The organism is Gordonia sp. OPL2 (assembly GCF_003797825.1).
Classification (GTDB): Bacteria; Actinomycetota; Actinomycetes; order Mycobacteriales; family Mycobacteriaceae; genus Gordonia.
Genome location: NZ_RKME01000006.1, coordinates 36418 through 61258 on the forward strand (window position 1 = coordinate 36418; position 24841 = coordinate 61258).

Consider the following 24841-nt stretch of genomic DNA (forward strand, 5'->3'; position numbering starts at 1 on the left):
CCGCATGCTGAGCAGGGGGAGGTTGTGGTGGGTGGCCCTTGCGCTGATCACCGCACAACTCGTGATCCGCGGATGGCTGGCCGCCACCGGGAACTTCTACTGGGATGACCTGGTGCTGATCGGTCGCGCGTCGTCGCATCCGATCCTGAGCTGGGACTATCTGGGTCACAGCCACGACGGCCATTTCATGCCCGCAGCGTTCCTCGTGGCCGGAGTGTCCACCGTGATCGCCCCGGTCAACTGGATCGTCCCCGCCATCACGCTGATCGTGATGCAGGCACTGGCCTCACTTGCCGTCTGGCGGATGATTCGCATTCTGGCGGGACCGAGGGTGGGGGCCGGGGCGTTGGCGGCACTGGCCTTCTATCTCTTCACCCCGATGACGGTGCCGGCCTTCACCTGGTGGGCCGCCGCTCTGAACTCGTTGCCCATGCAGGCGGCGATGGCCTGGATCGTGGCGGACGCCGTCCTGCTGGCGCGCTCGCGCGGGCGGCGTCCGGACGCGACGCTGATCGTCGTCCGCTCATCGGTGATCTTCGTGGTGGCCTTGGCATTCTTCGAGAAGTCACTGTTCATCCTCCCCGTCGCGTTCGCGGCGGCGGTGCTGGCCGTCCGGTTCGACAGCGCGCGTCCGCAGAGCGCGAGCGCCGACGACGAGATCGATCGTCCCGTACCGGACAGTCCGCTGATCCGCGCGTTCACCGGGGCGCGCGCGCTGTGGGTATCCACAGCCGTGATCTTCGCGGTGTGGGTGGTCGTCTTCTTCTCCGTGTCCGATGCCACGGCAGGTCAGCATTCCATCGCACAGACGGCGCGACTCGTGTGGCGCTCGATCAACGATGCGGTCATCCCTTCGCTGATCGGTGGTCCGTGGGAATGGGAGCGCTGGGTGCCCAGCCCGCCCATGGGATTTCCGCCGGTGTGGATGATCGTCCTCGGCTGGGTGGTCGCCGCGCTCCTCGTCGGCTGGGCGGTGACGCGTCGGCGCGGTGCTGCGGCCGTGGTCATCTGTGCGGCCGTCTACGCGGTCGTCGCGCAGATACCGGCGATGTGGAACAGGTCGAGCGCGAACACGGCGTTGGAATTGGCGCAGACGATGCGCTACCTGCCGGACACGGCCGTGGTGTTCACGATCGCCATCGCCCTCATCGTCGCCGCCCCGGCGACCTCGACGAAGGACGCGGCCGGACGCCACGCCGGGACCCCGGAGCGCAGCCGGGGCGCTCACCCGGTCGGCGTCGTCCTCGTCGCGGCCCTCGCGATCGCGTCCGCGATGATCTCACTGGTGTCGTTCGCGGACTCCTGGCGTGACGATCCCACCGGCGACTATCTGGCGAACGCGAAACGAGCACTGGCGCAGAACCGCGACATCACCATGTTCGACCAGTCGCTCCCGCTGGAGGTCCTGCTCCCGGTCGCCTATCCGAACAACCAGATCAGCCACACCTTCGGCCGGGTGACCGAACGGCCACGGTTCGGCGTCACCACCGACCGGCTACAGGTGCTCGACAACAGCGGGAACATGGTCCCCGGCGCCGTGACACCGGCGCGCACCATCCGGCCGGGCCGCGGCACCTGCGCCCGTCCCGAGCTCGACGGCCCGGGCCGACTGTTGTTGAACGGGCCGTTGATCCAGTGGCGCTGGACCGTCGCGGTGAGCTATTGCGCGAACTCGGGCGGCGAGATCGAGGTGTCGCTCGACGGCGGCCGCGCGGTGCGGGTGCCCGTGCAGGCCGGACTGCATGTCCTCTACGTCCAGCTCGAGGGTCGCGGGCGGGCGGTTGCGATCAGGCCGGTCACCGACGGCTTGGCGTTGCACACCGGCGAGGGCAGGGTCGGTGAGGTGGCCGAGGCCCGACTCGTCGGCTGAGTTCTCGGGTGGACCTCAGGCCCGGTCGAGCGGGGTGGAGAACACCTTGAGCTTGTCCGGACTCACGCCCTGTGAGATCGCGAGCAGGCGCAGAGCCGTCGCGAGCTCGGGTTCGGATGTCATGTAGGTGATCTCGCGATCACCGGACGCGGCGAGCTGCTTTTTGAGCTGATCGGTGATCAGCTGGGTACCCGACCAGCTGGGATCCAGCCGGGCCCCGGTGATGTGACTCGCGTACCCGGGCGCGAACGCGACGAAGAGATTGCCCTCGGGCCCGACGCCGTCGAACACGTAGTCGCCCTGCCGGACCCCGTAACTGCTCGGGAACCCGGCGACCTGGTCGTTGTAGCGAGCCGCCTCCGCCTTCTTGGATCCGGTGCGCACCAACGTGATCGGCATCGTGCTCGACTTCTCCTGGCTGGAGATGTACTCGGTCAGGTTCTCGGCCGACTCGTCGATGAACGGCAGGTACTGGATGGCGAGGTCGGTCCTGACGTTGCGCGACCCCGGCGGGAGGGCGGTGGCCGTGCAGGTGGTGTCGGCACGACCGCCGAGCGGCGCCGTGACGACTCGGGTGCAGCTGCCGCCACGGGCACCCGGCGGCAGGTTGTCGACGACGAAACGGATCGTCAGGCCGAAGTTGACGTGCCCGGTGACACCGCGCAGTTCGTTCGCGACATCCGGATCCACCGTGCCGCCGGCGGTGATGGTGAACCCGCACGCCTCGGTGGTGCAGCCCCCGGTGGGACGGGAGGTCACGGCATTCGACGCCAGCGGGATGGCCGGGGCCGGGACGCTGGTCAATTCGGGCACGAGCGCGCGTTCGCCGGCGAAGAGGCCGGCCAGGTCCGCTGAGCCGAGCAGGTCGACGTCGGTGTCGACGGTGACCTTGTATCCCTCACGGCTGAAATCGCCCTTGATGTGGGTGACCTTCTTGCTCGCGGGGTCGAAGGTCGTCTCCATGGTGCCGACTCGCACCTTGTCGTCGCCGACGGCGGTGATCTCCGGATCGCTGGTGGGCCAGTACCGAGCATCGGGCAGCCCCTTGTTGGGAGCGGGGAGCTCGAGTCCCGGCGCAGGTGCCCGCACCCGCTCGGTGTTGCCGATCCGTCCGGACAGGAGAACCGGGGAGAGCAGATATCCCAGATCGGGGAGTCCTGAATACCGCAGGTTCGTCCACTTGTTCTCGATCGCGGCGAGATCGATCTGCTGGGCGATCCGCGCGCCTGAAAACAGGTCGGTCCAGATTCGGGACGGGCCCTTGAGATAGCGATAGTTGCCGATCTGCAGATACTGCGCCTGTGTCGAGTTGAACGTGATGGTGCCCTCGGCGTTCTTGGTCGACGCGACCGTCAGATCGGAGAACTCGACCGTGCGCGGCTGACCGCCGTCGTCGCCGGTCGTGGTGAGCGTGCCCGAGTACCGCGCGCCCGGACTGGCGCCCAGCGCGAAGGCCACCTCGTCGAGCTTCTGCTGGGCGGTGAACGCCGCCGTGGGTGCGGATGCGCCGCTGGTGGGGAACGGCACGAAGCACAGGATGAGCGCGACGACCAATGCGAGGAGCCCGGCTCCGAACGCGAACGCCGGAAGAGTGACGGACTGACGTTGCATCGCGGACCCTCTCGACATGCCGGGCGGGAGGACCACGGCGACCGTGCACGACCAGAAGATCATGTTCGGTGGGGTCGGCGACATGCGCCGACCGAATGACCCCCGCGAGACCTCCCGATTCGGGCATATCGTAACCGCCGCGGACGACGAGAGGGCATCGCGCGGGTCGTCGGCGGCGCGCGCGGGCCGGGCCGGGAGCGTGCAGGGAGTCTGTCGTGGCGCGGTAGTAGCCTTGATTCCTGATGACTAGCCCCACCCGCCAGACCTCTCCGCCCGCCCCGTCGGCCTCCACGGCCGCGTCGTCGGCCGACCGCACCGCCCGCCTGCTCGACGGTCTGAACCCGCCGCAGCGTGCGGCGGTGCTCCATGCCGGGTCGCCCTTGCTCATCGTCGCGGGTGCGGGGTCGGGCAAGACGGCCGTGCTGACCCGGCGGATCGCGTACCTGCTGGCCGAGCGGGACACCTCGCCCGGCCAGATCCTCGCGATCACGTTCACCAACAAGGCCGCCGCAGAGATGCGTGAGCGGGTGATCGACCTGGTGGGGCCACGCGCCAACTTCATGTGGGTGTCGACGTTCCACTCGACATGCGTGCGGATCCTGCGTGCGCAGTCAGCGTTGCTGGGCGCGCGCAACTCGAACTTCTCCATCTACGACTCGGATGACTCGAAGCGCTTGCTGGGCATGATCATCCGAGATCTGGAACTCGACCCGAAGAAGTTCAGCCCGCGCGGCGTCGGCGTCAGCATCTCGAATCTGAAGAACGAACTGATCGGTCCCGACGAGGCGCTGGCCGCTGCCACCGACGGCGAACCGTCGGTGCTCGTCGTCGCGCAGATCTACGCCGAGTACCAGCGTCGGCTCCAGTCGGCGAACGCCTTCGACTTCGACGACCTGATCGGTGAGACGGTCTCGTTGCTCCAACGTCATCCCGAGGTGGCCGAGTACTACCGACGCCGTTTCCGTCACGTCATGGTCGACGAGTACCAGGACACCAACCACGCGCAGTATGTGTTCATCCGGGAACTCGTCGGTGACGAGCAGACGGAGTCGCCGGTCGCACCGTCGGAATTGTGTGTCGTCGGCGATGCCGATCAGTCGATCTACGCCTTCCGAGGTGCGACGATCCGCAACATCGAGGAGTTCGAGCGTGACTTCCCGAATGCGGAGACGATCCTGCTCGAGCAGAACTACCGGTCGACGCAGACGATTCTGTCGGCGGCCAACGCGGTCATCGCGCGCAACGAGAACCGCCGCGACAAGCGGCTGTGGACCGACTCGGGTGACGGTGAGCTGATCGTCGGGTACGTCGCCGACTCCGATCGTGAGGAATCGCTGTTCATCGCCAAGGAGATCGAGGACCTCACCGATTACTCGATCGGCGGGTCGTCGAGTCACTCCTACTCCGACATCGCAGTGTTCTATCGCACGAACACCGGTTCACGGTCTCTGGAAGAGGTGTTCGTCCGTCACGGCATCCCCTACAAGGTCGTCGGCGGGACCAAATTCTATGAGCGCAAAGAGGTCCGCGACGTCGTAGCCTATCTGCGCGTCGTCGCGAACCCGGACGACTCGGTCAGCCTGCGGCGGATTCTGAACACCCCCCGTCGCGGCATCGGCGACCGCGCCGAGGCGTGTGTGGCCGTGCATTCGGAGAACCGGGGGATCAGCTTCTACGAGTCCCTGCTGGAGGGCGCCGAGGGCAAGGTGCCGATGCTGAACACCCGCGCGGTCAAGCAGATCGGCGGATTCGTCGAACTCATCGAGGGGTTGCGCAACGACTTCCTCGCCACCTTCGGTGCGGCTGGGGAGTCGGCAGAGGATGTCGCCGTCGTCGACGCCACCGAGGAGGGCGCTGACATCGGCGAACTGGTGGACGCCATCGTCGAACGCACCGGCTACCGGGCTGAACTCGAGGCCTCTCGGGATCCGCAGGACGGTGCACGGCTGGACAACCTCAACGAGTTGGTGGCTGTCGCAAGGGAATTCAGTGCTGAGGCCGCCGGACTCGCTGCTGGGGATGTGGACCTCGACGACCTGGAGGATCTCGACGAGGTGCCGGACAACGACGGTGAACCCGAGCCGGGTTCGCTGGCCGCGTTCCTGGAGAAGGTGTCGCTGGTGGCCGATGCCGACCAGGTGCCCGACGAGGGCGACGGTGTCGTCACGCTCATGACGTTGCACACGGCCAAGGGCCTGGAGTTCCCGGTGGTCTTCGTGACCGGTTGGGAGGACGGGCATTTCCCGCATATGCGGGCGCTCGGCGACCCGGCCGAACTGAGTGAGGAACGGCGCCTCGCGTACGTCGGCATCACCCGCGCCAAGGAACGGTTGTACGTGACGCGTTCGGTCACCCGCGCGTCGTGGGGTCAGCCGGTGTCGAACCCGGAATCCCGCTTCCTGCAGGAGATTCCGCAGCATCTGGTGGATTGGCGTCGTACCGAGCCGCGTCGGTCGGCGAGTCGCCATCTGGGGTCATCGGGCGGAGTGTTCGGGCGCGGAGATTCGGGCGGATTCGGCAGAGACGGTCTCGGCCGTTCCTCGTATTCGACCGATCCGACGCGCGGCCGCAACAAGCAGGTGAATTACGACGTCGGGGACCGCATCAATCACCCGAAATACGGTCTCGGCAAGGCGGTCGAGAAGCAGGGGAACGGGGCGACCGAGCGGATCACTTTCGACTTCGGCGGCAAGGTCGGGCGCGTGACGCTCCTGACCGCCGGTGGGCTCCCCGGCGACAAGCTCTAGCCCCCCGCCCCCGCGCTCCCGACGCGAACAGAACGGCGGCCGGGCCGCCACCCGCGCTCCCGACGCGAACAGGACGGCGGCCGGGCCCGCCACCCGCGCTCCCGACGCGAACAGGTCGGCGTACGCCGTGAGCGACCGGAGGGGAACTCGGCGTACGCCGAGAGCGACCGGAGGGGAACTCGGCGCACGCCGACAGAGGCCGAGAAAACCGGCCCGGGGAGTCGAGGAACTAGCCGCCGACGTACGGCGACAGGCGAACGCCGTGCTCGGCGAGCCAGGGGGCGGGATCGACCTTCATGGTGCCGCCCTTCCACACCTCGAAGTGGCAGTGCGGGCCGGTGGAGAACCCTTCGCTGCCGACGAGGGCGATGACATCGCCGGCGGTGACGTGCTGGCCCTTCTGGACGAGCACGCCCGACGACGACATGTGGCCATACATCGTGACCGTGCCGTCGGCGGCGCGGACCTGGACCCAGTTGCCGTATCCGGAAGCCGGGCCGGCCTCGATCACGACACCGTCGGTCACGGCGTGGATCGGGGTGCCGAGCGGAGCGGCGAAGTCGATGCCGCCGTGGAAGCTGCCCCAGCGCATCGCGAAGGTCGACGTGAACTGGTACTGCCCGATGGGCAGCGGCGAGTTGTAGAGGGGGCGACGGAGAAGATTCTCGCGTTGCGCCTCGGCGGCCGCCATCTGCTTGCCGACGGCGAGTTGGTCGGTGAACGTGCTCATGTCCTTCGCCGGCGTGGCGGCGGCGAGGCCGGGGCCCAGATCGGGTGCGGTGCCCGCTGCGTCCACGTTGGCGGCGTTGGTGGGCGTGCTGGTGGTGTCCGGGGTGCCGACCTGTGCGACGGCGGCGACGGCCGCACCGGCGGCCATGGCGATGAGCGCGGCCCGCCCGCCCTTGAGGGCCGCGGGAGGGGCGCTGATGCGATGACGCCCGCCACGGCGGGGGGTCCCCTGGGTGGCGGGCTTGGTGCGGAACGGCTTGTCGTCGGTGTCGAGTTCGGGAGCGTCCTCGGTACTCGTCAGCGCGAAGAAGTCGGGGCGTGCGCCGTCGACGTCGAACGGTTCGTCGTGCTCGTAGGCGTCGAACTCGCTTTCGGGGATCAGGATGTCCTGAGTGATCTCCGAGCGGGTCGGCCGGTAGTAACGGTCCCAGCGGTCCGAGTCCCAGGTGGTCTCGTCGGCGTACGCGTCGATCGGGATGATGGTGGTCACTTCGGCGTCAGAGACGTCGTCGGCGAAGCGGGTGGTGGACTGCCCCGTGGCCGAACGGCCCGGATAACCACGTCCCGACAAATCGTCCACCTCATCTCTTTGCTGGCGCGGATCTCGGTATTGCCCCTGTGATCCTTTTGTGACCTGACAGCCGACGGTAACGAAATGATTGCGGCAAGTCCAACGCTGGGAACCCAAAACCAGGGGATCTGTGAGCCGCATCACAGATGGGTTGCAGTGCGCACCACCTGCGTGAACTTCGAATTCGCGATCACAAATGAGCCTCGTCGTCCCGGCGACGGCCGACAGTCATCGAAGCATGGGGACAGACACCTGCGCCAGTCGAGGTCCCGGCCCAGGTCGTGACCGTTACCGAGCGAGTGATCTGTCGCACAAGCATCGGGTGCGCTCACCAGCGAGGAATGGAGCAGGTTTAGAGTCCGATATGGCCCGCATTACACCCAACGGTGTTACACCCCTCCTGCGGACAAACCTACGAGATGGTGAGCTGAATGGATCTCTTCGAATACCAGGCGAAGGAACTTTTCGCCAAGCACGAGGTGCCCACCTCTGCCGGCCGTGTTACCGACACGGTTGCTGGGGCACGCGAGATTGCCGAGGAAATCGGTAAGCCTGTCATGGTCAAGGCCCAGGTCAAGGTCGGCGGCCGCGGCAAGGCCGGCGGCGTGAAGTACTCCAAGGACGTCGACGAGGCCGTCGCGAACGCCGAGTCGATCCTCGGCCTCGACATCAAGGGCCACGTCGTCAAGAAGCTGCTGGTTGCAGAGGCGAGTGACATCGCCGAGGAGTACTACATCTCCTTCCTGCTCGACCGCACCAACCGCACCTACCTGGCCATGTGCTCGGTCGAAGGTGGCGTCGAGATCGAGGTCACCGCGGAAGAGAACCCCGACGCCCTCGCCAAGATCCCCGTCGACGCCGTCAAGGGCGTCGACCTCGCGTTCGCGCGCAGCATCGCCGAGGCAGGCAAGTTGCCCGCCGAGGTGCTCGACGCCGCAGCCGTCACCATCCAGAAGCTCTGGGAGGTGTTCATCAAGGAAGACGCCCTTCTGGTCGAGGTCAACCCGCTGGTGCGCACCCCCGACGACCAGATCCTCGCCCTCGACGGCAAGGTCACCCTGGACGCCAACGCCGACTTCCGTCAGCCCGGTCACGAGGCGTTCGAGGACAAAGAGGCCACCGACCCGCTGGAGCTCAAGGCCAAGGAGAACGACCTCAACTACGTCAAGCTCGACGGCCAGGTCGGCATCATCGGCAACGGTGCGGGTCTGGTCATGTCGACCCTCGACGTCGTCGCCTACGCGGGCGAGGATCACGGCGGCGTGAAGCCGGCCAACTTCCTCGACATCGGCGGCGGCGCCTCGGCCGAGGTGATGGCTGCCGGTCTCGACGTCATCCTGGGCGACGAGCAGGTCAAGAGCGTGTTCGTGAACGTCTTCGGCGGAATCACCGCCTGCGACGCGGTGGCCAACGGCATCGTCGGCGCCCTCGACAAGCTGGGTGCCGAGGCCAACAAGCCCCTCGTCGTCCGCCTCGACGGCAACAAGGTCGACGAAGGTCGCAAGATCCTGGCCGACGCGAATCACCCGCTGGTGACGCTGGCCGAGACCATGGACTCGGGCGCTGACAAAGCCGCCGAGCTGGCGAGCAAGTAAAGGGAGCAGCCAACAATGTCCATCTTTCTGAACAAAGACAACAAGGTCATCGTCCAGGGCATCACCGGTGGCGAGGGAACCAAGCACACCGCGCTGATGCTGAAGGCCGGCACCAACATCGTCGGCGGCGTCAACGCACGCAAGGCCGGCACCACGGTCAGCCACGACGGCGGCGTCGAGCTGCCCGTCTTCGGATCGGTCTCCGAGGCCATCGAGAAGACCGGCGCCGACACATCGATCGCGTTCGTCCCACCGAAGTTCGCCAAGGACGCCATCATCGAGGCCATCGACGCGGAGATCCCGCTGCTCGTGGTCATCACCGAGGGAATCCCGGTGCAGGACAGCGCCTATGCGTGGGCCTACAACGTGTCCAAGGGCAACAAGACCCGGATCATCGGACCGAACTGCCCCGGCATCATCACCCCGGGCGAGTCGCTGGTCGGCATCACCCCGGCCAACATCGCCGGAACCGGCCCGATCGGTCTCGTGTCGAAGTCGGGCACGCTGACCTACCAGATGATGTACGAACTGCGCGACATCGGCTTCTCGACCGCGATCGGCATCGGCGGTGACCCGGTCATCGGCACCACCCACATCGACGCCATCGAGGCTTTCGAGAAGGACCCCGACACCAAGGTCATCGTGATGATCGGTGAGATCGGCGGCGACGCCGAGGAGCGTGCGGCCGACTACATCAAGGCCAACGTCTCCAAGCCGGTGGTCGGCTACGTCGCGGGCTTCACCGCGCCGGAGGGCAAGACCATGGGTCACGCCGGCGCCATCGTGTCCGGTAGCTCGGGTACCGCCCAGGCCAAGAAGGAGGCCCTCGAGGCCGCAGGTGTGAAGGTCGGCAAGACGCCGAGCGAGACCGCCAATCTGGCGCGGGAGCTCTACAAGAGCCTCTGACAGCCGTCGCATCGCCGACTCCGCAGCCGTTGTCCCCGTTGATCGGGGGCAACGGCTGCGTCGTTGTGACCGGGTCTTGACCTGCGCACGACTACGATTCACACGTGGGCCAACACGAAGAGGTGCCGCGGGAAGTCGTCCTCGCGACCGGGGCGATCGCGCTGGGCGTGCGCGCCGCGGCGGTGTCCGCACACGTGGCGGCCTCCGGGGTGCGCCTGGCCCTGCGATTGCCCGTCGTCGGTGCCTGGGGGCGGCGAGGCGTGGATCGGCTTGCCGCCGAGGGGGAGCGGGTCCTCGACCGGGCACCGGACGTCATCGATCGTGGACGTGCGATCGTCGCCGTCATCGTGTCGGCGGTCATCGCCGACCTGGATCTCACCACCTTGGTCCGTGAGAACGTCGACCTCGACGAGGTGGCCACCGGTATCGACATCATGGCGATCCTCGACCGCGTGGACCTCGACGCCGTCATCCGTGACCGAGTCGATCTCGATGCGGCCGTCGCACATGTCGACCTCGACGGGGTGGCACGCTCCATCGACATCGATGCCATCGCCGCCCGGATCGACATCGCGGCCATTCTCGATCGTGTCGATCTGATCGGGCTCGCCAACGACATCATCGACGGCGTCGACCTCACCGACATCATCCGCGAGGCGAGCACGTCGGTCACCGCCGACGTGATGACCGATGTGCGCAGCAGTGGCGAGCGAGCGGACGACGCGGTGGCCAACCTCGTCAGTCGCGTGTTGCGTCGACGCGTGAACGGCGCACCCGCCGACCCCTCGCTGAACGGCGACCGGACCCATGAGTGAGTTGACCGGGCCGGGCGATGGTTCCGTCGTGCCCGGGGAGCATCGGCACGCGCACCCGCACCACGTGGTCCACGACACCGACAAGGTGGCCGGGATCGTCAGTCGCGGTATCGCCGCATTCATCGACCTGCTGACCGTGGCCGCACTGCTCGGCGGCGCCTACATCGGACTCGCCATCGCGATGCTGGTGGTCAACGCCGCGCAGTTCGAGTTCCCCAACCCCGGCCCGCTGTTCACCGCGACCGGACTCATCGCCGGTTCGATCACCTACAACACGTTGTGCTGGGCCATCTCCGGTCGCACCCTCGGCTGCGTGGTGATGGGCCTGCGCGTCCGGGGGCGGCGCCGTGACCGGATGCGCCCGACGATCGCGCTGTTGCGCGCCGTGTTCTACACCTTCTTCCCGGTCGGGCTCGCATGGGCCGCGATCGACCTGCGGCGGCGTTCCGTCCAGGACGTGGTCCTGGGCACACGGGTGGTGTACTCGCGGTAGCGTCGTCCCGATCAGATCTCGGCTTCGGATTTCAGTGCGGTGAGGCCCTTCTCGAAATCCTTGCCCAGCATCTTGTCGAAGATCCCGAGCGGCGCCGCGATCCGCGAGAACAGCGAGTGCGGTCCCGTCATCGTCCAGGTCACCTCGGTCTCTGCGCCACGCGGCGCCAACGTGAACACGCTGGTACTGGTGGACTTCATCGGCTTTTCGAACGCGACGGCGACGGCGACACGGGTCGGTTCGGTGACCTCGGTGATCTCCATGGTGCCCTTGCCCGCCTTACGATTTCCCGACCACGCGTATCGGGCTCCGACCCCGCTCTCGGCGCCGGAGTAGTCGCGGTCGAGGCCGTCGTCGAGGCCCTCCCACGGTGACCACCGCCGCCATTCGTGCAGATCGACGATGAGCGGATAGATCCGCTCCGGCAACGCCGCAATCGTCTCGGTCCGCGTGATGGTGTACTCGCCCATGGTTCTCTCCTGTCAGGGGATCGATGTCCTGCAGTATGACCCAGGACGACCCCGAAGATCATCGGTCGTGAGTTCATGTCGTGGACTCGCCATTAGGGTGGGACCGTGACCGAGCGCGACGTGACCGCGGCGAGCCTGATCGATGTCATCGTGGACCACGCCACCTGGGAGTCGTGGGATGCGCCCGTCGGCACCGATCCCACCGACGACGGCTACCGTGCGTCGCGCAACCGCGCCCGCGAACGAACCGGCGCGGACGAGTCCGTGCTCACCGGCTGCGGCCGGATCGGCGGCATCGACACCGTCCTCGTGGTCAGCGAGTTCGGTTTCCTCGGTGGCTCGATCGGTCATGACGCCGGACGACGGGTGGTCGCAGCGCTGGAGCGGGCGACCGCCCGGGGACTGCCCGTGCTGGCACTGCCCGCATCCGGTGGGACGCGCATGCAGGAGGGCACCGCGGCGTTCCTGCAGATGGTCGCCATCACGGGAGCGGTGATCGCCCACAAGTCAGCAGGCTTCCCGTATCTCGTGTATCTCCGTCATCCGACGACCGGAGGAGTGTTCGCGTCCTGGGGATCGCTCGGACACATCACCTGGGCGCAGCCGTCGGCGCTGGTCGGCTTCCTCGGCCCACGGGTGTACGAAGGGCTGTACGGCGAACCATTCCCCGACGGTGTACAGACTGCGGAGAATCTGTGTCGTCGCGGACTGGTGGACCGGGTGCTGGCGCCGGACGATCTCGCCGCGACCGTGGCTCGGACACTGCAACTCGTCACGCAGAGCGGTCGCGGTCCCCACCACCCGACAGGGTCTTCCGATCCCTCTGGCGACACGACCGACTCTGCTTGGGCCGAGGCCGGTTCGGCGTGGGACGCCGTCACCGCGACCCGCGCCGACGACCGCCCCGGTCTGGCCGAGTTCCTCCACGAAGAGAGCGCGATCCTGGTCCGGAACGATGGACCGATGTGGTTGGCGCTCAGTGACTTCGGCGGCACCACGGCCGTGGTCATCGGACAGGACCGCCGACGGCAGGCAGCAGGTGAGCTGATCACGCCGAGGGACCTCCGGGTCGCGCGGCGGGGCATGGCGCTCGCGGCAGACCTCGGTCTCCCCGTTCTGACCGTCATCGACACCCCGGGTGCCGAGTTGTCGGTCGCCGCCGAGGAGGATGGGCTCGCCACCGAGATCGCGCACTGCACTGCGGATCTGATCGGTCTGCGGGTGCCGACCGTGTCGCTGTTGCTCGGTCAGGGTGCCGGTGGTGCGGCACTCGCGCTCTTCCCGGCGGATCGGCGCGTGGCCGCGAGTGACGGTTGGTTGTCGCCGTTACCGCCCGAGGGCGCGAGCATCATCGTCCACCGCGACACCCGGCATGCGCCGGAGCTGGCCGACGATCAGGGCATCACCGCAACGGCGTTACTCGCCGACGGCACGGTCGATCGACTCGTCGACGTCGGCGGCACTGACGGCATCGCGCTCGTGCGCACCGTGGTCGCCGAGGAACTGGCGGGCACATCGAAACCTGTTCCGGCGCAGCGAACACGGACACCGCATCGTCCCCGGCAGCACTCGAGCGCAGCAGTTGTCCCTGAGGAGCGGAGCGACGATGCTGCGGGTGCCTCTGAGGGGCAGCGCTCGAGCGCAGCGGGCGGGCCTGAGGGACGGAGCGGCAATGCAGCGGTTGCCTCGGTCCCTGAGGAGCGGAGCGGCAGTGCAGCGGTTACCTCGGTCCCTGAGGAGCGGAGCGATAGCGGAGCGTCACGAAGGGTTGTCGGCGTCGGTGCCGTCATCTGGGACGACGCCGACCGCCTCCTGTTGGTGAAACGTGGTCACGCACCGCAGGCGGGACGGTGGACGGTTCCCGGCGGGAAGGTCGAGCCCGGTGAGACGTTGGAGGCGGCGGTCGTGCGGGAGACCCTGGAGGAGACCGGCCTTCACGTCGATGTCGTCGCGCGGGCGTGGGTGGTCGACATCCCCGGCGACGACGATGTGGTGTTCGAGGTCCACGACTACGTCGCCGAGGTGCGGTCCGGCACGCTGCACGCCGGGGACGACGCCGCCGACGCCGGCTGGTTCGACGTCACAGCGATGGGCGAGCTGGAGTTGACCGACGGCCTGATCGATCATCTGGAGCGGCACGGACTGATGCGGTGAGTCGATGGCAGGATGGGGTCATGACTGACCTGTTGCCCCTCGACCCGGACCAGCTCCTCACCACGACCCGTTCGGTGCGCAAGCGCCTCGACCTCGAACGGCCGGTCCCACTGGAGATCGTCAAGGAGGCCCTCGAGGTGGCGCTGCAGGCCCCGACCGGCAGCAACAGCCAGACCTGGCACTGGATCGTCCTCACGGATCCCGAGATCAAGCAGAAGGTCGCCGACCTGTACGCGAAGTCGTTCGGCACGTACTCGGCCGGGCAGAAGCGCGCCGACGACACCGCTCGCCGCGTCGCCTCGAGTGCCCAGTATCTCGCCGACACGATGGCGCAGGTTCCGGTGCTGGTGATCGGCGCCATCTACACCGGCGGCGAGCTGCCGGCAGGAAACCAGGCCGGCGTGTGGGGTTCACTGCTGCCCGGCGCGTGGAGCCTGCAGTTGGCCTTGCGGGCGCGCGGGCTGGGGTCGGCGTGGACGACGCTGCATCTGACGTACGAACAGGAGGTGGCTGAGATCCTCGGCATCCCGTCGTCGGTCCATCAGGGTGTTCTCCTTCCCGTGGCCTACACGAAGGGGACCGACTTCAAGCCTGCCGGCCGCAAGCCGCTCGACGACATCTTGCACATCAACGGCTGGTGAGCGCCGGACGCCGCGGTGTCCGGCGCCGGCGCCGGTAGAGTGCGACATCACGATGACCACTTCTCCCGCGCCCGAACCGGCCGCCCGCACGCGCCGCGGCCAGGCCAAGGCGGCGCGCCGGGCCGAGATGTTGGAGGCCGCCGCCCGCCTGATGGCCGAGCGCGGCTTCACCGGGGTCACGCTCGAGGACATCGGCCGAGCAGTCGGCGTGAGCGGCCCGGCGATGTACCGGCACTTCGCGTCGAAGACCGACCTGCTGGACCAGATGCTCGTCGACATCAGCCAGCGACTCCACGACGGTGGAGCGGAGGTTGTCGGTCGCGGTGCCGGTCCGGCGCAGACGCTGCGTGAACTCATCCGGTTCCACATCGACGTGCTGGTCACCAAACCGGATCTGATCGCGGTGCAGGATCGGGATCTCTCGTCGATGACACCGGGAGCCAACCATCAGGTGCGTTCCCTGCAGCGACGCTACGTCGAACAGTGGGTGGACGTGCTGCTTGCAGTCGCCGAGGCCGATGACACCGGCCTCTCGCGCGAGGAGGCACGCGTCCGGGTGCACGCTGCGTTCGGTCTGCTGAACTCGTCGCCACGACTGCCCTCGTTCCCGGAGACCGAACTGCGATCGGTGTTGTCGGCGATGGCGTGGTCGGCGCTGTTGGCGGCGCGATAGATCCGCTTACGCGGGTGCGGTGGTCTCGATACGCTCGCTCGTCCTCTCCAGCTACTCGACCAGCGGGCGCAAACACCGGAACGTGAACCCACACCGCTGCTCGCTCAGCGGCGGGGCGTGATCAATCACGACTTTCGTCGAGACAACCGAGACCCCGCATGAGGGTCACGTCAGCGCGGAGGAAAGTGGATTATCCACTTTCCTCCGCTCTCAGGTGACCCTGATGCGGAAACCGGTCGACAAGCGCCGGGGCGTGACCGCACACCGCTATTCGCTCAGCGGCGGGACGTGACCACACCGCTGGTCGAGTAGCGCGAACGGAGTGAGTGCGTATCGAGGCCACCGAGCTCAGATCCCGAGCGCGGCCCGCTGTTTCGCCACCTCGTCGCGATACCTCCCGACATTGGCCATCTTGACGTGCTCATAGCCGCGCACCATGTCGGGCAGATCTGCGAGCGCGACGGCCGCCGGGACCTGCTCGACGCCGATACGCCCGGTCGACAGTCCCGTCAGGATCGCATCGACCATCTCGCGGTACTCGACGATCAGGGCGCGTTCGGTCTGCCGGATCTCGCTGCGGCCGAACGGGTCCAGCTTCGTGCCGCGCAGTCGCTTCATCTTCGCCAGCGACGACAACGGTCGGTTCGCCCAGGAGCCCAGTGACATCTTCTCCCGCATCCCCAAGCTGCGCAGTGTCGGAGGGTGCAATCGCACCGCGACTCTGGCGTCATCGCCGAACTGTTCGGCAATCGTCGCGGCGAACTCCGGATCCTGTGTCAGTCGGGCGACCTCGTACTCGTCCTTGTAAGCCATCAGCTTGTGGAGATTGCGGGCCACCGCATCGGTCAGGGCGTCGCCGTGACCACTGCGATGGACGTGGGTGATGGTCTCGAGATACTCACGCGCATAACGCTCGTCGGCGTAGGCGGTCAGCTCGTCGTAACGGATGGCGATCGTTCGTGCCAGATCGTCGTCGACGTCGAGCACCGCTACCGCCGTCACCGCACGATGAGTCGGCTCGACCTCGGCCGACGGTGCGCCGTGCAGGTCCCGGAGTGCGTCGGTCACGGCGTCCGGATCGACGACGACCTGCCGGCCTCGTCGGAATGCCTGGACATTGGCCTCGACGGCCACGCCGTTCAGTTCGATGGCGTGTTCGATACTCGACGCCGAGATCGCCAGCGCGCCGGACTGATATGCCGCGCCGACCATCAGCATGTTTGCGTACTGTTCGTCGCCGAACAAGTCTGTCGACAACTCCCCGGGATCGAGGTACACCGCGCGCGACACCCGCGCATCGATCGCCGAATGCACCTGCGCCTGCGCCGGGAAACCGACCGAGGTGTCGATGACCATGGCGCCTGTGGGGATCTCGGTGGTCGAGACCACCGCGACCGTCTTCTCCGGCGCGGCCACCGTGAGATTGGCCGGGTCGGTCCCGACGAGCGGATCGCACACCAGGTACAGGTCACAGTCGTCGGAGGCGACCTTGCCGGCCTGCTCGAGCGCATCGGTCGTCACCTTGACGTCGCTGACCACGGCCCCGCCCTTCTGGGCGAGTCCGGTCATGTCGACGGTGCGCGCCGCGTGGCCGTCGAGCACCGCCGCGGTGGCCAGCACCTGCGACACGGTCACCACGCCGGTGCCCCCGATACCCGTGACCCGCAACGAGAACGAGCGATCCACGGCAGGTACCGCGGGGAGGGGCAGGACCGAATCGGCGATGTCGTCGGCTCGGACATGACGGCGCCGGGCGCCCGGTGTGACCGTCACGAACGACGGACAGTCGCCCTTGAGGCAGGAGAAATCCAGGTTGCACGAACTCTGATCGATCTGCGTCTTCCGTCCGAACTCGGTCGTGACGGGGTGCACCGACAGACAGTTGGACTTCTCCCCGCAGTCGCCGCATCCCTCGCAGATCCGCTCATTGATGACCACCCGCGTCGTCGGGGTCTCCATCGTGCCGCGCTTGCGCTTCCGCCGCTTCTCGGCGGCGCAGTGTTGATCGTGGACCAACACGGTCACTCCGGCGACGCGCGCCAGTTCGGTTTGGACATCCAGCATCTCGTCACGGTGGCGTACGTCGACTGCGTTCGGCAATCCGAGAGACTGGGTGCGTCCGGGGTCGTCGGAGGTCACCACGATCCGTGCCACTCCTTCGTCGAGCAGCAACGACGTCAGCCGTGGCAGATCCATCGCTCCCACCGGATCCTGGCCGCCGGTCATCGCCACGGTGCCGTTGAAGAGCAGCTTGTAGGTGATGTTCTCGCCGGAGGCCACCGCCGCTCGCAACGCCAGCGACGCCGAGTGCATGAATGTCCCGTCACCCACGTTCTGGACGAAGTGCTCCGCGGTGACGAACGGGGCCATGCCGATCCACTGCGCTCCCTCACCGCCCATCTGGGTCACCCCGGCGACGTCGCCGACCTGACGTTCATCCATCAACAACACCATTGCGTGACAGCCGATCCCGGCTCCCACCAATGTCTCATCGGACACCTTGGTGGAACTGTTGTGCGGACATCCCGAACAGAAATAGGGTGTCCGCACGGCCAAGGGCAGTTCGATCCGCGTGCGGCGCCGGGACTTACGGTCCAGCCAGTCCTGGGCGGCGTCGACGTGATGGTGCTTTGCGAGGCGATTCGCCAGCCCGCGCGAGACCGCGTCGACGTCGAGTTCGCCGAATCGGGAGAACAGTGTTGAGCCGTCCTCGTTGGTCTTGCCGACGATGCGCGGGGCCCGCGGATGCCGGAACAGGATGTCGCGCATCATCGTCTCGATGAAATCTCGCTTCTCCTCGACGACGATCACCTCGTCGAGGTCGCCGGTCGCGGTGTCGAACATGAAGCGGTTGACGATGTCACGCTCGAGGGGATAGACCATCCCGAGTTTGAGGATGCGGATCCCGAGTCGGTGGAGGTCGGCGTCCTCGATGCCGATGAGCCGCAGGGATTCCCGGAGATCGAGGTAGGTCTTGCCGGAGGCGACGATGCCGATGCGGTCGTCGGGACTCGATACGACGATCTTGTTCAGGCCATTGAGGCGGGCGTACTCGAGCGCTCGGGGCAGTCGGATGGTGAGCTGGTTCTGTTCGAGTTCCATCAGGTTCGAGCCGAGCAGGCGACCGCTCGGCACGTGAGGGCTGCGACCGAGATCACCGTACACGGGCATGATCCGCGTCGGGTCGACCTCGGCGGTCGACGCGCCGTCGGCGACGTGCGCAGCCACCTTCATCGAGGTCCACAGACCGCTGACCCGGCTCATCACGGCCGCGTGGACACCGAGGTCCAGGATGTCCTGGGAATCAGCGGGATACAGGATCGGCATGTACAGATCGGCGAGTGCCATCTCCGACGCACACGGCACCGTCGAGCTCTTCGCGCCGGGATCGTCGCCGACCAGCGCGACGGCTCCACCGTTGGGGTGCGTGCCGATGAGGTTGGCATGGCGCAACGCGTCAGTCGCACGATCGAGTCCGGGCGCCTTCCCGTACCAGTACCCGACGACGCCGTCGAGACGACCCTTCGTGACGCTCGCAAGCTCGCTCCTCAGGGACCGGTCAGACGATGTGGCATCGCTCGCGAGCTCGCTCCTCAGGGGCCGATCACGCGATCCCGCGTCTCCGCCGGTCCCTGAGGAGCGGAGCGCCAGCGGAGTGTCACGAAGGGCCGCCACCTGCGCAGCGACCTGTGATCCCATCACCGACGTCGCTGCGATCTCCTCGTTCAGGCCGGGGCGGTGGACGATGTCGAACGGGTCGAGGTAGTCGCGGCGGCGGGCGATCTCCAGGTCGTAACCGGCGAGGGGGGAGCCCTCGTAGCCGGAGATGAAGGAAGCGGTGCGCAGATTCTGACGACGATCGATCCGGGCGCGATCGCGAACCATCCGCACAAGGGCTTGGATGCCGGTCAGGTAGATGGTGCCTGACTCGCGGGTATAGCGGTCGTCGAGTGAGAACGAGGCGCCGGTGAACGGCGCGGTTCCGGTGGCGGTGGGCGCACCGGTGCGATGGGCACGGTCGTCTGCGAGGGTCATGGGGTCACCTGGCCTTCTTCATATGTCGGTCCGCGGCGACCGTGGGTGGTGGTCACGCGGGCATCGGTTATCCGGGCCCGGGGGTGGTGGGCCTGCTCCCCACAGTAACGAATCCTCGTGACCCACGTCACGTCGGCTGGGACAATGAGATCGCGGCCGCCCGCGGGCGTGACAACACCGGGGAGCGTGTCGTACGATGCATTCAGTTAATGGCTACTAACTGAAAGGTCGATGGTGACCAGCACGTTCAGTACCGAATCGGATGTCGGGGCGGATCAGCCCGGCGGCTTCCGGGCAACCCACCTGGCGAATGTCGATCGACTTCGTGGCCACCTGGCCGAGGCCGGGCGCGGGGGCGGCGACACAGCCCGCGAGCGCCACATCGCGCGCGGCAAACTTCTGCCCCGCGACCGCGTCGACCGGCTGCTCGACGTCGGTTCGCCGTTTCTCGAGGTCTCGCCGCTCGCTGCGATCGGGATGTACGACGACCGCGTCCCGTCGGCCGGCGTCGTCGCGGGCGTCGGCCGGGTCGCAGGCCGCGAGTGCATGATCGTCGCGAACGACGCGACCGTGTCCGGCGGCACCTACTACCCGATGACGGTGAAGAAGCACCTGCGGGCGCAGGAGATCGCGGCGGCCAATCGGCTGCCCTGCATCTACCTGGTCGACTCCGGCGGCGCGATGCTGCTGCAACAGGACGAGGTGTTTCCCGACCGCGACCACTTCGGCCGGATCTTCTACAACCAGGCGACGATGAGCGCCGCGGGCATACCCCAGATCGCCGCGGTCCTCGGGTCGTCGACCGCGGGTGGCGCGTATGTGCCGGCGATGAGCGACGAGACGGTCATCGTGCGCAATCAGGGAACGATCTTCCTCGCCGGGCCGCCGCTGGTGAAGGCTGCCACCGGTGAAGATGTGACGGCCGAGGAACTGGGCGGCGGCGCAATGCACTCGTCGGTGTCCGGGGTGACCGATCACCTCGTCGACAACGACGAACAAGCACTGGCCAAGGTGCGTGAGATCGTCGCGACCCTTGGGCCCCGCGAGGAGCCCCAGTGGGAGACCGTCGGCCCACGGGAGCCGCTGCGCCCACAAACCGATCTCTACGACGTGGTGCCCACCGACTCCCGTACCCCCTACGATGTCCGGCAGGTCATCGAGATCATCAGCGATGCGGGGGAATACACGGAGTTCAAGGCGAACTACGGCACCACCCTGGTCACGGCGTTCGCTCACGTCCACGGCCATCCGGTCGGATTCATCGGCAACAACGGCGTGCTGTTCAGTGAATCAGCGCTCAAGGGAGCGCATTTCATCGAGCTCTGCGATCAGCGTCGTATACCCCTGGTGTTCCTGCAGAACATCACCGGTTTCATGGTGGGTCGCGCCTACGAGGAGGGCGGCATCGCCAAGAACGGCGCCAAGATGGTCAACGCCGTCGCCTGCGCCCGCGTCCCGAAGTTGACCGTGATGGTCGGCGGCTCGTTCGGGGCGGGGAACTACTCGATGTGCGGCCGCGCCTATTCGCCCCGCTTCCTCTGGATGTGGCCCAACGCGCGCATCTCGGTGATGGGTGGACCGCAGGCCGCGGACACGCTGGCCACGGTGCGGCGCAACCAGATCGAACGCTCCGGCAAACAATGGGGGACCGACGACGAAGAGTCCTTCAAGGAGCCGATCCACGAGCAGTTCGAACGACAGTCAGACGCCTACTACTCGACCGCACGCCTCTGGGACGACGGCATCATCGATCCCGCCCAGACCCGGACCATCCTCGGCCTCGCGCTCGAGACGTGCCGCCACGCCCCACTCACCGACCCGCGCTACGGCGTCTTCCGGATGTGATCGCCACCATGGACACCAGCCCCCGCCCCATCCGCAGCGTCCTGATCGCCAATCGCGGCGAGATCGCCTGCCGTGTCATCGACACCCTGCGGCGCATGGGGATTCGCAGCATCGCCGTCTACTCCGACGCCGACGCCGACGCCCGCCATGTGCGGCTCGCCGACGTCGCCGTCCGGATCGGGCCGGCCGCCGCGACCCACAGCTACCTGGACATCGCCGCCGTTGTGCGCGCAGCACAGCAGACCGGAGCCGATGCGGTGCATCCGGGCTACGGATTCCTTTCCGAGAACCAGAAATTCGCCGCAGCTCTCGCCGATGCGGGCATCACGTTCATCGGTCCGCCCGCCGAGGCCATCGCGACGATGGGTGACAAGATCACCGCACGTGCCGCGGTCACCGAACGTGACGTCCCGGTCGTGCCGGGCCTGTCCCGTCCGGGCCTGTCGGACGAGGACCTCATCGCCTCCGCCCCCGACATCGGTTTCCCGGTGCTGATCAAACCCAGTGCCGGTGGCGGTGGCAAGGGCATGCACCGAGTCGAGCGCGCCGAGGATCTCCCGGCCGCGCTGCAGCGTGCACGCCGCGAAGCCGGATCGGCCTTCGGCGACGACACCCTGTTTCTCGAGCACTTCGTCGACACCCCACGACACATCGAGGTCCAGGTCCTCGCCGACGAGCACGGCTCGGTGATCCACCTGGGCGAGCGGGAATGCTCTCTGCAGCGTCGGCACCAGAAGGTGATCGAGGAGGCGCCGTCGGCACTGCTCGACGAGCGGACCCGCGCGCGGATCGGTGCGGCCGCCTGCGACGCGGCACGAAGCGTCGGCTACACCGGCGCCGGCACCGTCGAGTTCATCGTCTCCGCGAACCGCCCAGACGAGTTCTTCTTCATGGAGATGAACACCCGTCTGCAGGTGGAACATCCGGTGACCGAACTCGTCACGGGTGTGGACCTGGTGGAGCAGCAGATCCGCGTGGCCCGCGGCGAGCACCTCGCACTCACCCAGGACGACATCGTCCTCACCGGCCACGCGATCGAGGCTCGCGTCTACGCCGAGGACCCGGCCAACGGATTCCTGCCCACCGGTGGTCGCATCGCCCATCTCGAACACCCCGACACCGGGCCGGGTACGGGTGTGCGCGTGGACTCGGCCATGGTCGAGGGCCTCGTCGTCGGCAGCGACTACGACCCGATGCTCGCCAAAGTGATCGCCCACGGATCGGACCGCGAGGAGGCGATCGAACGCCTCGACCAGGCGCTGGCCCACACCCGTGTCCTCGGAGTGGTCACCAACGTCGACTTCTGCCGATTCGTCCTCGCGCAACCCGCCGTGCTCGCCGCCGACCTCGACACCGAGTTGCTCGACCGGCTCGTTCTCGACTACGCGGTGCCGTTCCCGATCCCCGAGGCGGCAGCGCTGGTCGGCGTCGCGCGCATCGGGCCGCGGGACACCCGCGATGTCTGGGAGTCGGCGGTGGGCTGGCGGATCGGAACACCGTCACCGGTGGTGACCCGGCTGACCTGGGGCGAGCATCATCTGACCGTGTCGATTCTGGTCGAGTCCGCGTCGGAGGACACCGTCGTCGCGACGGCGACGGTCAGCGTCGACGACACCGATCGCGAACCGTGGCAGGCCGCTGTCGAACACCGACGCGTCGACCGCGGCGGCGAGGTGTCCGCACGACTCATCGTCGACGGGGTCAGCCAATCGTGGTCGGCCACCTGCGACGACGACACCTGGTGGGTCTCGGGGCCGCGCGGCACCTGGCTGCTCGACCTGGCCCGGCCCGAACTCGACGAACAAGCCGACGAGCATGCGGGCGAGATCCTCAGTCCCATGCCGGGAACCGTCGTCGCTGTCACCGCGGGTGAAGGGGACACGGTGACCGCCGGCAGCGCGATCATCGTCGTCGAGGCGATGAAGATGGAGCACACCCTGACCGCGCCGATCGACGGCGTGGTCGCGATCTCCGCCGGCGTCGGCGACAAGGTCGCCGCGGGTCAGGCGCTCGCCCACGTACAGAACGTCCAGAAGGAGGACTGATGGAACTCGGTCAGGAGTACACCGACCTCATCGGCAGCGTCCGCGACTTCGCCCAGTCGGTGGTCGCGCCGGTGTCCGCGAAACACGATGAGGAACACAGTTTCCCGTACGAGGTCGTCTCCCAGATGGGCAAGATGGGGCTCTTCGGCCTCCCGTTCCCGGAGGAGTACGGCGGGATGGGCGGCGACTACTTCGCGCTCGCACTCGCCCTCGAAGAACTCGGCAAGGTCGACCAGTCGGTCGCCATCACCCTCGAGGCCGGTGTCGGTCTGGGCGCGATGCCGATCTACCGCTTCGGATCCGAGGAACAGAAGCAGCGCTGGCTGCCCGATCTCACCACCGGACGTGCGTTGGCCGGGTTCGGCCTCACCGAGCCGGGCGCCGGCTCCGACGCCGGTGCCACCGCGACCACCGCCAAGCAGGACGGCGACTCGTGGATCATCAACGGCGCCAAGCAGTTCATCACCAATTCGGGAACCGACATCACCTCACTGGTCACGGTCACGGCGGTGACCGGGACGAAAGACAACGGACGCAAGGAGATCTCGACGATCGTCGTGCCGTCCGACACCCCGGGCTTCACGGCGGAGCCCGCCTACAACAAGGTCGGCTGGAACGCCTCGGACACGCATCCGCTGTCCTTTGTCGACGCACGTGTCCCGGCGGAGAATCTGCTCGGCGAACGTGGCCGCGGGTACGCGAATTTCCTGTCCATCCTGGACGAGGGACGTATCGCGATCGCGGCGCTCGCCACCGGCGTCGCCCAGGGTTGCGTCGATGAGAGCGTGAAGTACGCGAAGGAACGTCAGTCGTTCGGCAAACCCATCGGTGAGTACCAGTCGGTGTCGTTCGCGATCGCGCGGATGGAGGCGAGGGCGCATGTGGCTCGCACCGCCTATTACGACGCGGCGGCGAAGATGCTCGCGGGCAAGCCGTTCAAGAAGGAGGCGTCCATCGCCAAGATGATCTCCAGCGAGGCGGCGATGGACAACGCACGGACGGCCACCCAGATCCACGGCGGGTACGGCTTCATGAACGAGTACCCGGTCGCGCGCCACTACCGTGACTCGAAGATCCTCGAGATCGGGGAGGGCACCACCGAGGTGCAGCTCATGCTCATCGCGCGAGAGCTCGGGTTCTCGTGAGCGCCGAGGGCTCCGATCCGGTCCGGGTCGTCCAGCGCGGACTGTGGTTCGGCGAGTTCGTCGAGGGCACCGTCTACGAACATCGCCCCGGCCGGACGGTGACCGAGGCCGACAACGTGCTGTTCACCACCCTCACCATGAACACGCAGGCGTTGCACCTCGATGCTGCGTGGTCGGCGCAGCAACCGGGTTTCGGGGGGCAGCGTCTGATCAACTCGATGTTCACCCTCTCGACGATCGTCGGTCTATCGGTGTCACAGTTGACCCAGGGCACCCTCGTCGCCAACCTCGGTTTCAGCGAGGTCGCCTTCCCGGCACCGCTCTTCGCCGGTGACACGCTCTACGCCGAGACCGAATGCACCGGCAAACGGGAATCGCGGTCGCGACCCGGCGAGGGCGTGGTGAACTTGACCCACATAGGACGCAACCAGCACGGCGAGGTCGTAGCGCGTGCCGCGCGGGCCACGCTGGTGCGTAAGGAGCCAGTGACCTAGCA

The 24841-nt window shown here is 67.3% G+C and carries 17 protein-coding genes; 13 read left to right on the plus strand and 4 right to left on the minus strand.

Translation table 11 applies throughout. The annotated features are described in order from the left end of the window. Window positions 1–4: 4 nt before the first annotated feature. Window positions 5–1870: a hypothetical protein gene (locus EEB19_RS08275; RefSeq protein ID WP_187585036.1), complete on the plus strand. Its 1866-nt coding sequence runs from the start codon at window positions 5–7 to the stop codon at window positions 1868–1870. Window positions 1871–1885: 15 nt separating this feature from the next. Here EEB19_RS08275 and EEB19_RS08280 read toward each other — a convergent pair whose 3' ends face one another. Beyond that, a complete protein-coding gene (locus tag EEB19_RS08280) occupies window positions 1886–3565 on the minus strand; it encodes a hypothetical protein (RefSeq protein ID WP_187585037.1) in 1680 nt (559 codons plus the stop codon). 158 nt (window positions 3566–3723) lie between these two features. Here EEB19_RS08280 and EEB19_RS08285 point away from each other — a divergent pair, with 158 nt between their 5' ends. Then, the gene (locus EEB19_RS08285) at window positions 3724–6228 is read left to right on the plus strand and encodes a UvrD-helicase domain-containing protein (protein ID WP_187585039.1); all 2505 of its coding nucleotides are present in this window, start codon (window positions 3724–3726) and stop codon (window positions 6226–6228) included. Between the two features lie 229 nt (window positions 6229–6457). Here the strand turns inward: EEB19_RS08285 and EEB19_RS08290 are convergent, their stop codons facing one another. Next, on the minus strand, window positions 6458–7528 hold the full coding sequence (locus tag EEB19_RS08290; protein ID WP_262365530.1) for a M23 family metallopeptidase: 1071 nt from the start codon (window positions 7526–7528) through the stop codon (window positions 6458–6460). A 431-nt stretch (window positions 7529–7959) separates the two neighbouring features. Here EEB19_RS08290 and sucC point away from each other — a divergent pair, with 431 nt between their 5' ends. The 4 genes from sucC to EEB19_RS08310 all read left to right on the plus strand — a co-directional run bounded on the left by sucC (window position 7960) and on the right by EEB19_RS08310 (window position 11337). Beyond that, window positions 7960–9123, plus strand: coding sequence for an ADP-forming succinate--CoA ligase subunit beta (gene sucC, locus EEB19_RS08295; protein ID WP_187585044.1), 1164 nt, complete (start codon window positions 7960–7962; stop codon window positions 9121–9123). 15 nt (window positions 9124–9138) lie between these two features. Continuing rightward, a complete protein-coding gene (gene sucD, locus EEB19_RS08300; RefSeq protein WP_124708010.1) occupies window positions 9139–10029 on the plus strand; it encodes a succinate--CoA ligase subunit alpha in 891 nt (296 codons plus the stop codon). Between the two features lie 104 nt (window positions 10030–10133). After that, a complete protein-coding gene (locus EEB19_RS08305) occupies window positions 10134–10844 on the plus strand; it encodes a hypothetical protein (protein WP_262365518.1) in 711 nt (236 codons plus the stop codon). Then, on the plus strand, window positions 10837–11337 hold the full coding sequence (locus EEB19_RS08310; RefSeq protein WP_187585046.1) for an RDD family protein: 501 nt from the start codon (window positions 10837–10839) through the stop codon (window positions 11335–11337). Before EEB19_RS08305 ends, EEB19_RS08310 begins: the two co-directional genes overlap by 8 nt. Window positions 11338–11348: 11 nt before the next feature. On the opposite strand, the gene EEB19_RS08315 is transcribed toward EEB19_RS08310, so the two are convergent. Continuing rightward, the gene (locus EEB19_RS08315; protein WP_187585048.1) at window positions 11349–11807 is read right to left on the minus strand and encodes an SRPBCC family protein; all 459 of its coding nucleotides are present in this window, start codon (window positions 11805–11807) and stop codon (window positions 11349–11351) included. A gap of 105 nt (window positions 11808–11912) precedes the next feature. Here EEB19_RS08315 and EEB19_RS08320 point away from each other — a divergent pair, with 105 nt between their 5' ends. From EEB19_RS08320 to EEB19_RS08330, 3 genes are read left to right on the plus strand one after another with little or no spacing between them, the layout of a single operon-like run. Then, window positions 11913–13961 (plus strand): carboxyl transferase domain-containing protein, encoded by a 2049-nt coding sequence (locus EEB19_RS08320; protein ID WP_262365519.1) that lies wholly within the window; start codon window positions 11913–11915, stop codon window positions 13959–13961. Between the two features lie 20 nt (window positions 13962–13981). Continuing rightward, a complete protein-coding gene (locus tag EEB19_RS08325; RefSeq protein ID WP_187585050.1) occupies window positions 13982–14602 on the plus strand; it encodes a nitroreductase family protein in 621 nt (206 codons plus the stop codon). A 52-nt stretch (window positions 14603–14654) separates the two neighbouring features. Further along, window positions 14655–15275 (plus strand): TetR/AcrR family transcriptional regulator, encoded by a 621-nt coding sequence (locus EEB19_RS08330; RefSeq protein WP_187585051.1) that lies wholly within the window; start codon window positions 14655–14657, stop codon window positions 15273–15275. Window positions 15276–15623: 348 nt separating this feature from the next. Here EEB19_RS08330 and EEB19_RS08335 read toward each other — a convergent pair whose 3' ends face one another. Beyond that, entirely contained in the window at window positions 15624–19310 is a 3687-nt protein-coding gene (locus EEB19_RS08335) for an indolepyruvate ferredoxin oxidoreductase family protein (RefSeq protein WP_262365520.1), read from the minus strand. A 231-nt stretch (window positions 19311–19541) separates the two neighbouring features. Between EEB19_RS08335 and EEB19_RS08345 the strand changes: the two genes are divergently transcribed. From EEB19_RS08345 to EEB19_RS08360, 4 genes are read left to right on the plus strand one after another with little or no spacing between them, the layout of a single operon-like run. Then, window positions 19542–21155, plus strand: coding sequence for a carboxyl transferase domain-containing protein (locus EEB19_RS08345; RefSeq protein ID WP_187585053.1), 1614 nt, complete (start codon window positions 19542–19544; stop codon window positions 21153–21155). 8 nt (window positions 21156–21163) lie between these two features. Further along, window positions 21164–23200 (plus strand): biotin carboxylase N-terminal domain-containing protein, encoded by a 2037-nt coding sequence (locus tag EEB19_RS08350; RefSeq protein WP_187585055.1) that lies wholly within the window; start codon window positions 21164–21166, stop codon window positions 23198–23200. Continuing rightward, a complete protein-coding gene (locus EEB19_RS08355) occupies window positions 23200–24345 on the plus strand; it encodes an acyl-CoA dehydrogenase family protein (protein ID WP_187585057.1) in 1146 nt (381 codons plus the stop codon). Before EEB19_RS08350 ends, EEB19_RS08355 begins: the two co-directional genes overlap by 1 nt. Beyond that, complete coding sequence (locus EEB19_RS08360) at window positions 24342–24839, plus strand: MaoC family dehydratase (protein ID WP_187585059.1); 498 nt, start codon at window positions 24342–24344, stop codon at window positions 24837–24839. Before EEB19_RS08355 ends, EEB19_RS08360 begins: the two co-directional genes overlap by 4 nt. Window positions 24840–24841: the final 2 nt, after the last annotated feature.

Coding starts and splice junctions, on each gene's coding strand:
- EEB19_RS08275 (WP_187585036.1), top strand. CDS start 5: ATGCTGAGCAGGGGGAGGTTGTGGTGGGTGGCCCTTGCGCTGATCACC.
- EEB19_RS08280 (WP_187585037.1), bottom strand. CDS start 3,565: ATGTCGCCGACCCCACCGAACATGATCTTCTGGTCGTGCACGGTCGCC.
- EEB19_RS08285 (WP_187585039.1), top strand. CDS start 3,724: ATGACTAGCCCCACCCGCCAGACCTCTCCGCCCGCCCCGTCGGCCTCC.
- sucC (WP_187585044.1), top strand. CDS start 7,960: ATGGATCTCTTCGAATACCAGGCGAAGGAACTTTTCGCCAAGCACGAG.
- sucD (WP_124708010.1), top strand. CDS start 9,139: ATGTCCATCTTTCTGAACAAAGACAACAAGGTCATCGTCCAGGGCATC.
- EEB19_RS08310 (WP_187585046.1), top strand. CDS start 10,837: ATGAGTGAGTTGACCGGGCCGGGCGATGGTTCCGTCGTGCCCGGGGAG.
- EEB19_RS08315 (WP_187585048.1), bottom strand. CDS start 11,807: ATGGGCGAGTACACCATCACGCGGACCGAGACGATTGCGGCGTTGCCG.
- EEB19_RS08325 (WP_187585050.1), top strand. CDS start 13,982: ATGACTGACCTGTTGCCCCTCGACCCGGACCAGCTCCTCACCACGACC.
- EEB19_RS08330 (WP_187585051.1), top strand. CDS start 14,655: ATGACCACTTCTCCCGCGCCCGAACCGGCCGCCCGCACGCGCCGCGGC.
- EEB19_RS08335 (WP_262365520.1), bottom strand. CDS start 19,310: ATGACCCTCGCAGACGACCGTGCCCATCGCACCGGTGCGCCCACCGCC.
- EEB19_RS08345 (WP_187585053.1), top strand. CDS start 19,542: ATGGTGACCAGCACGTTCAGTACCGAATCGGATGTCGGGGCGGATCAG.
- EEB19_RS08350 (WP_187585055.1), top strand. CDS start 21,164: ATGGACACCAGCCCCCGCCCCATCCGCAGCGTCCTGATCGCCAATCGC.
- EEB19_RS08355 (WP_187585057.1), top strand. CDS start 23,200: ATGGAACTCGGTCAGGAGTACACCGACCTCATCGGCAGCGTCCGCGAC.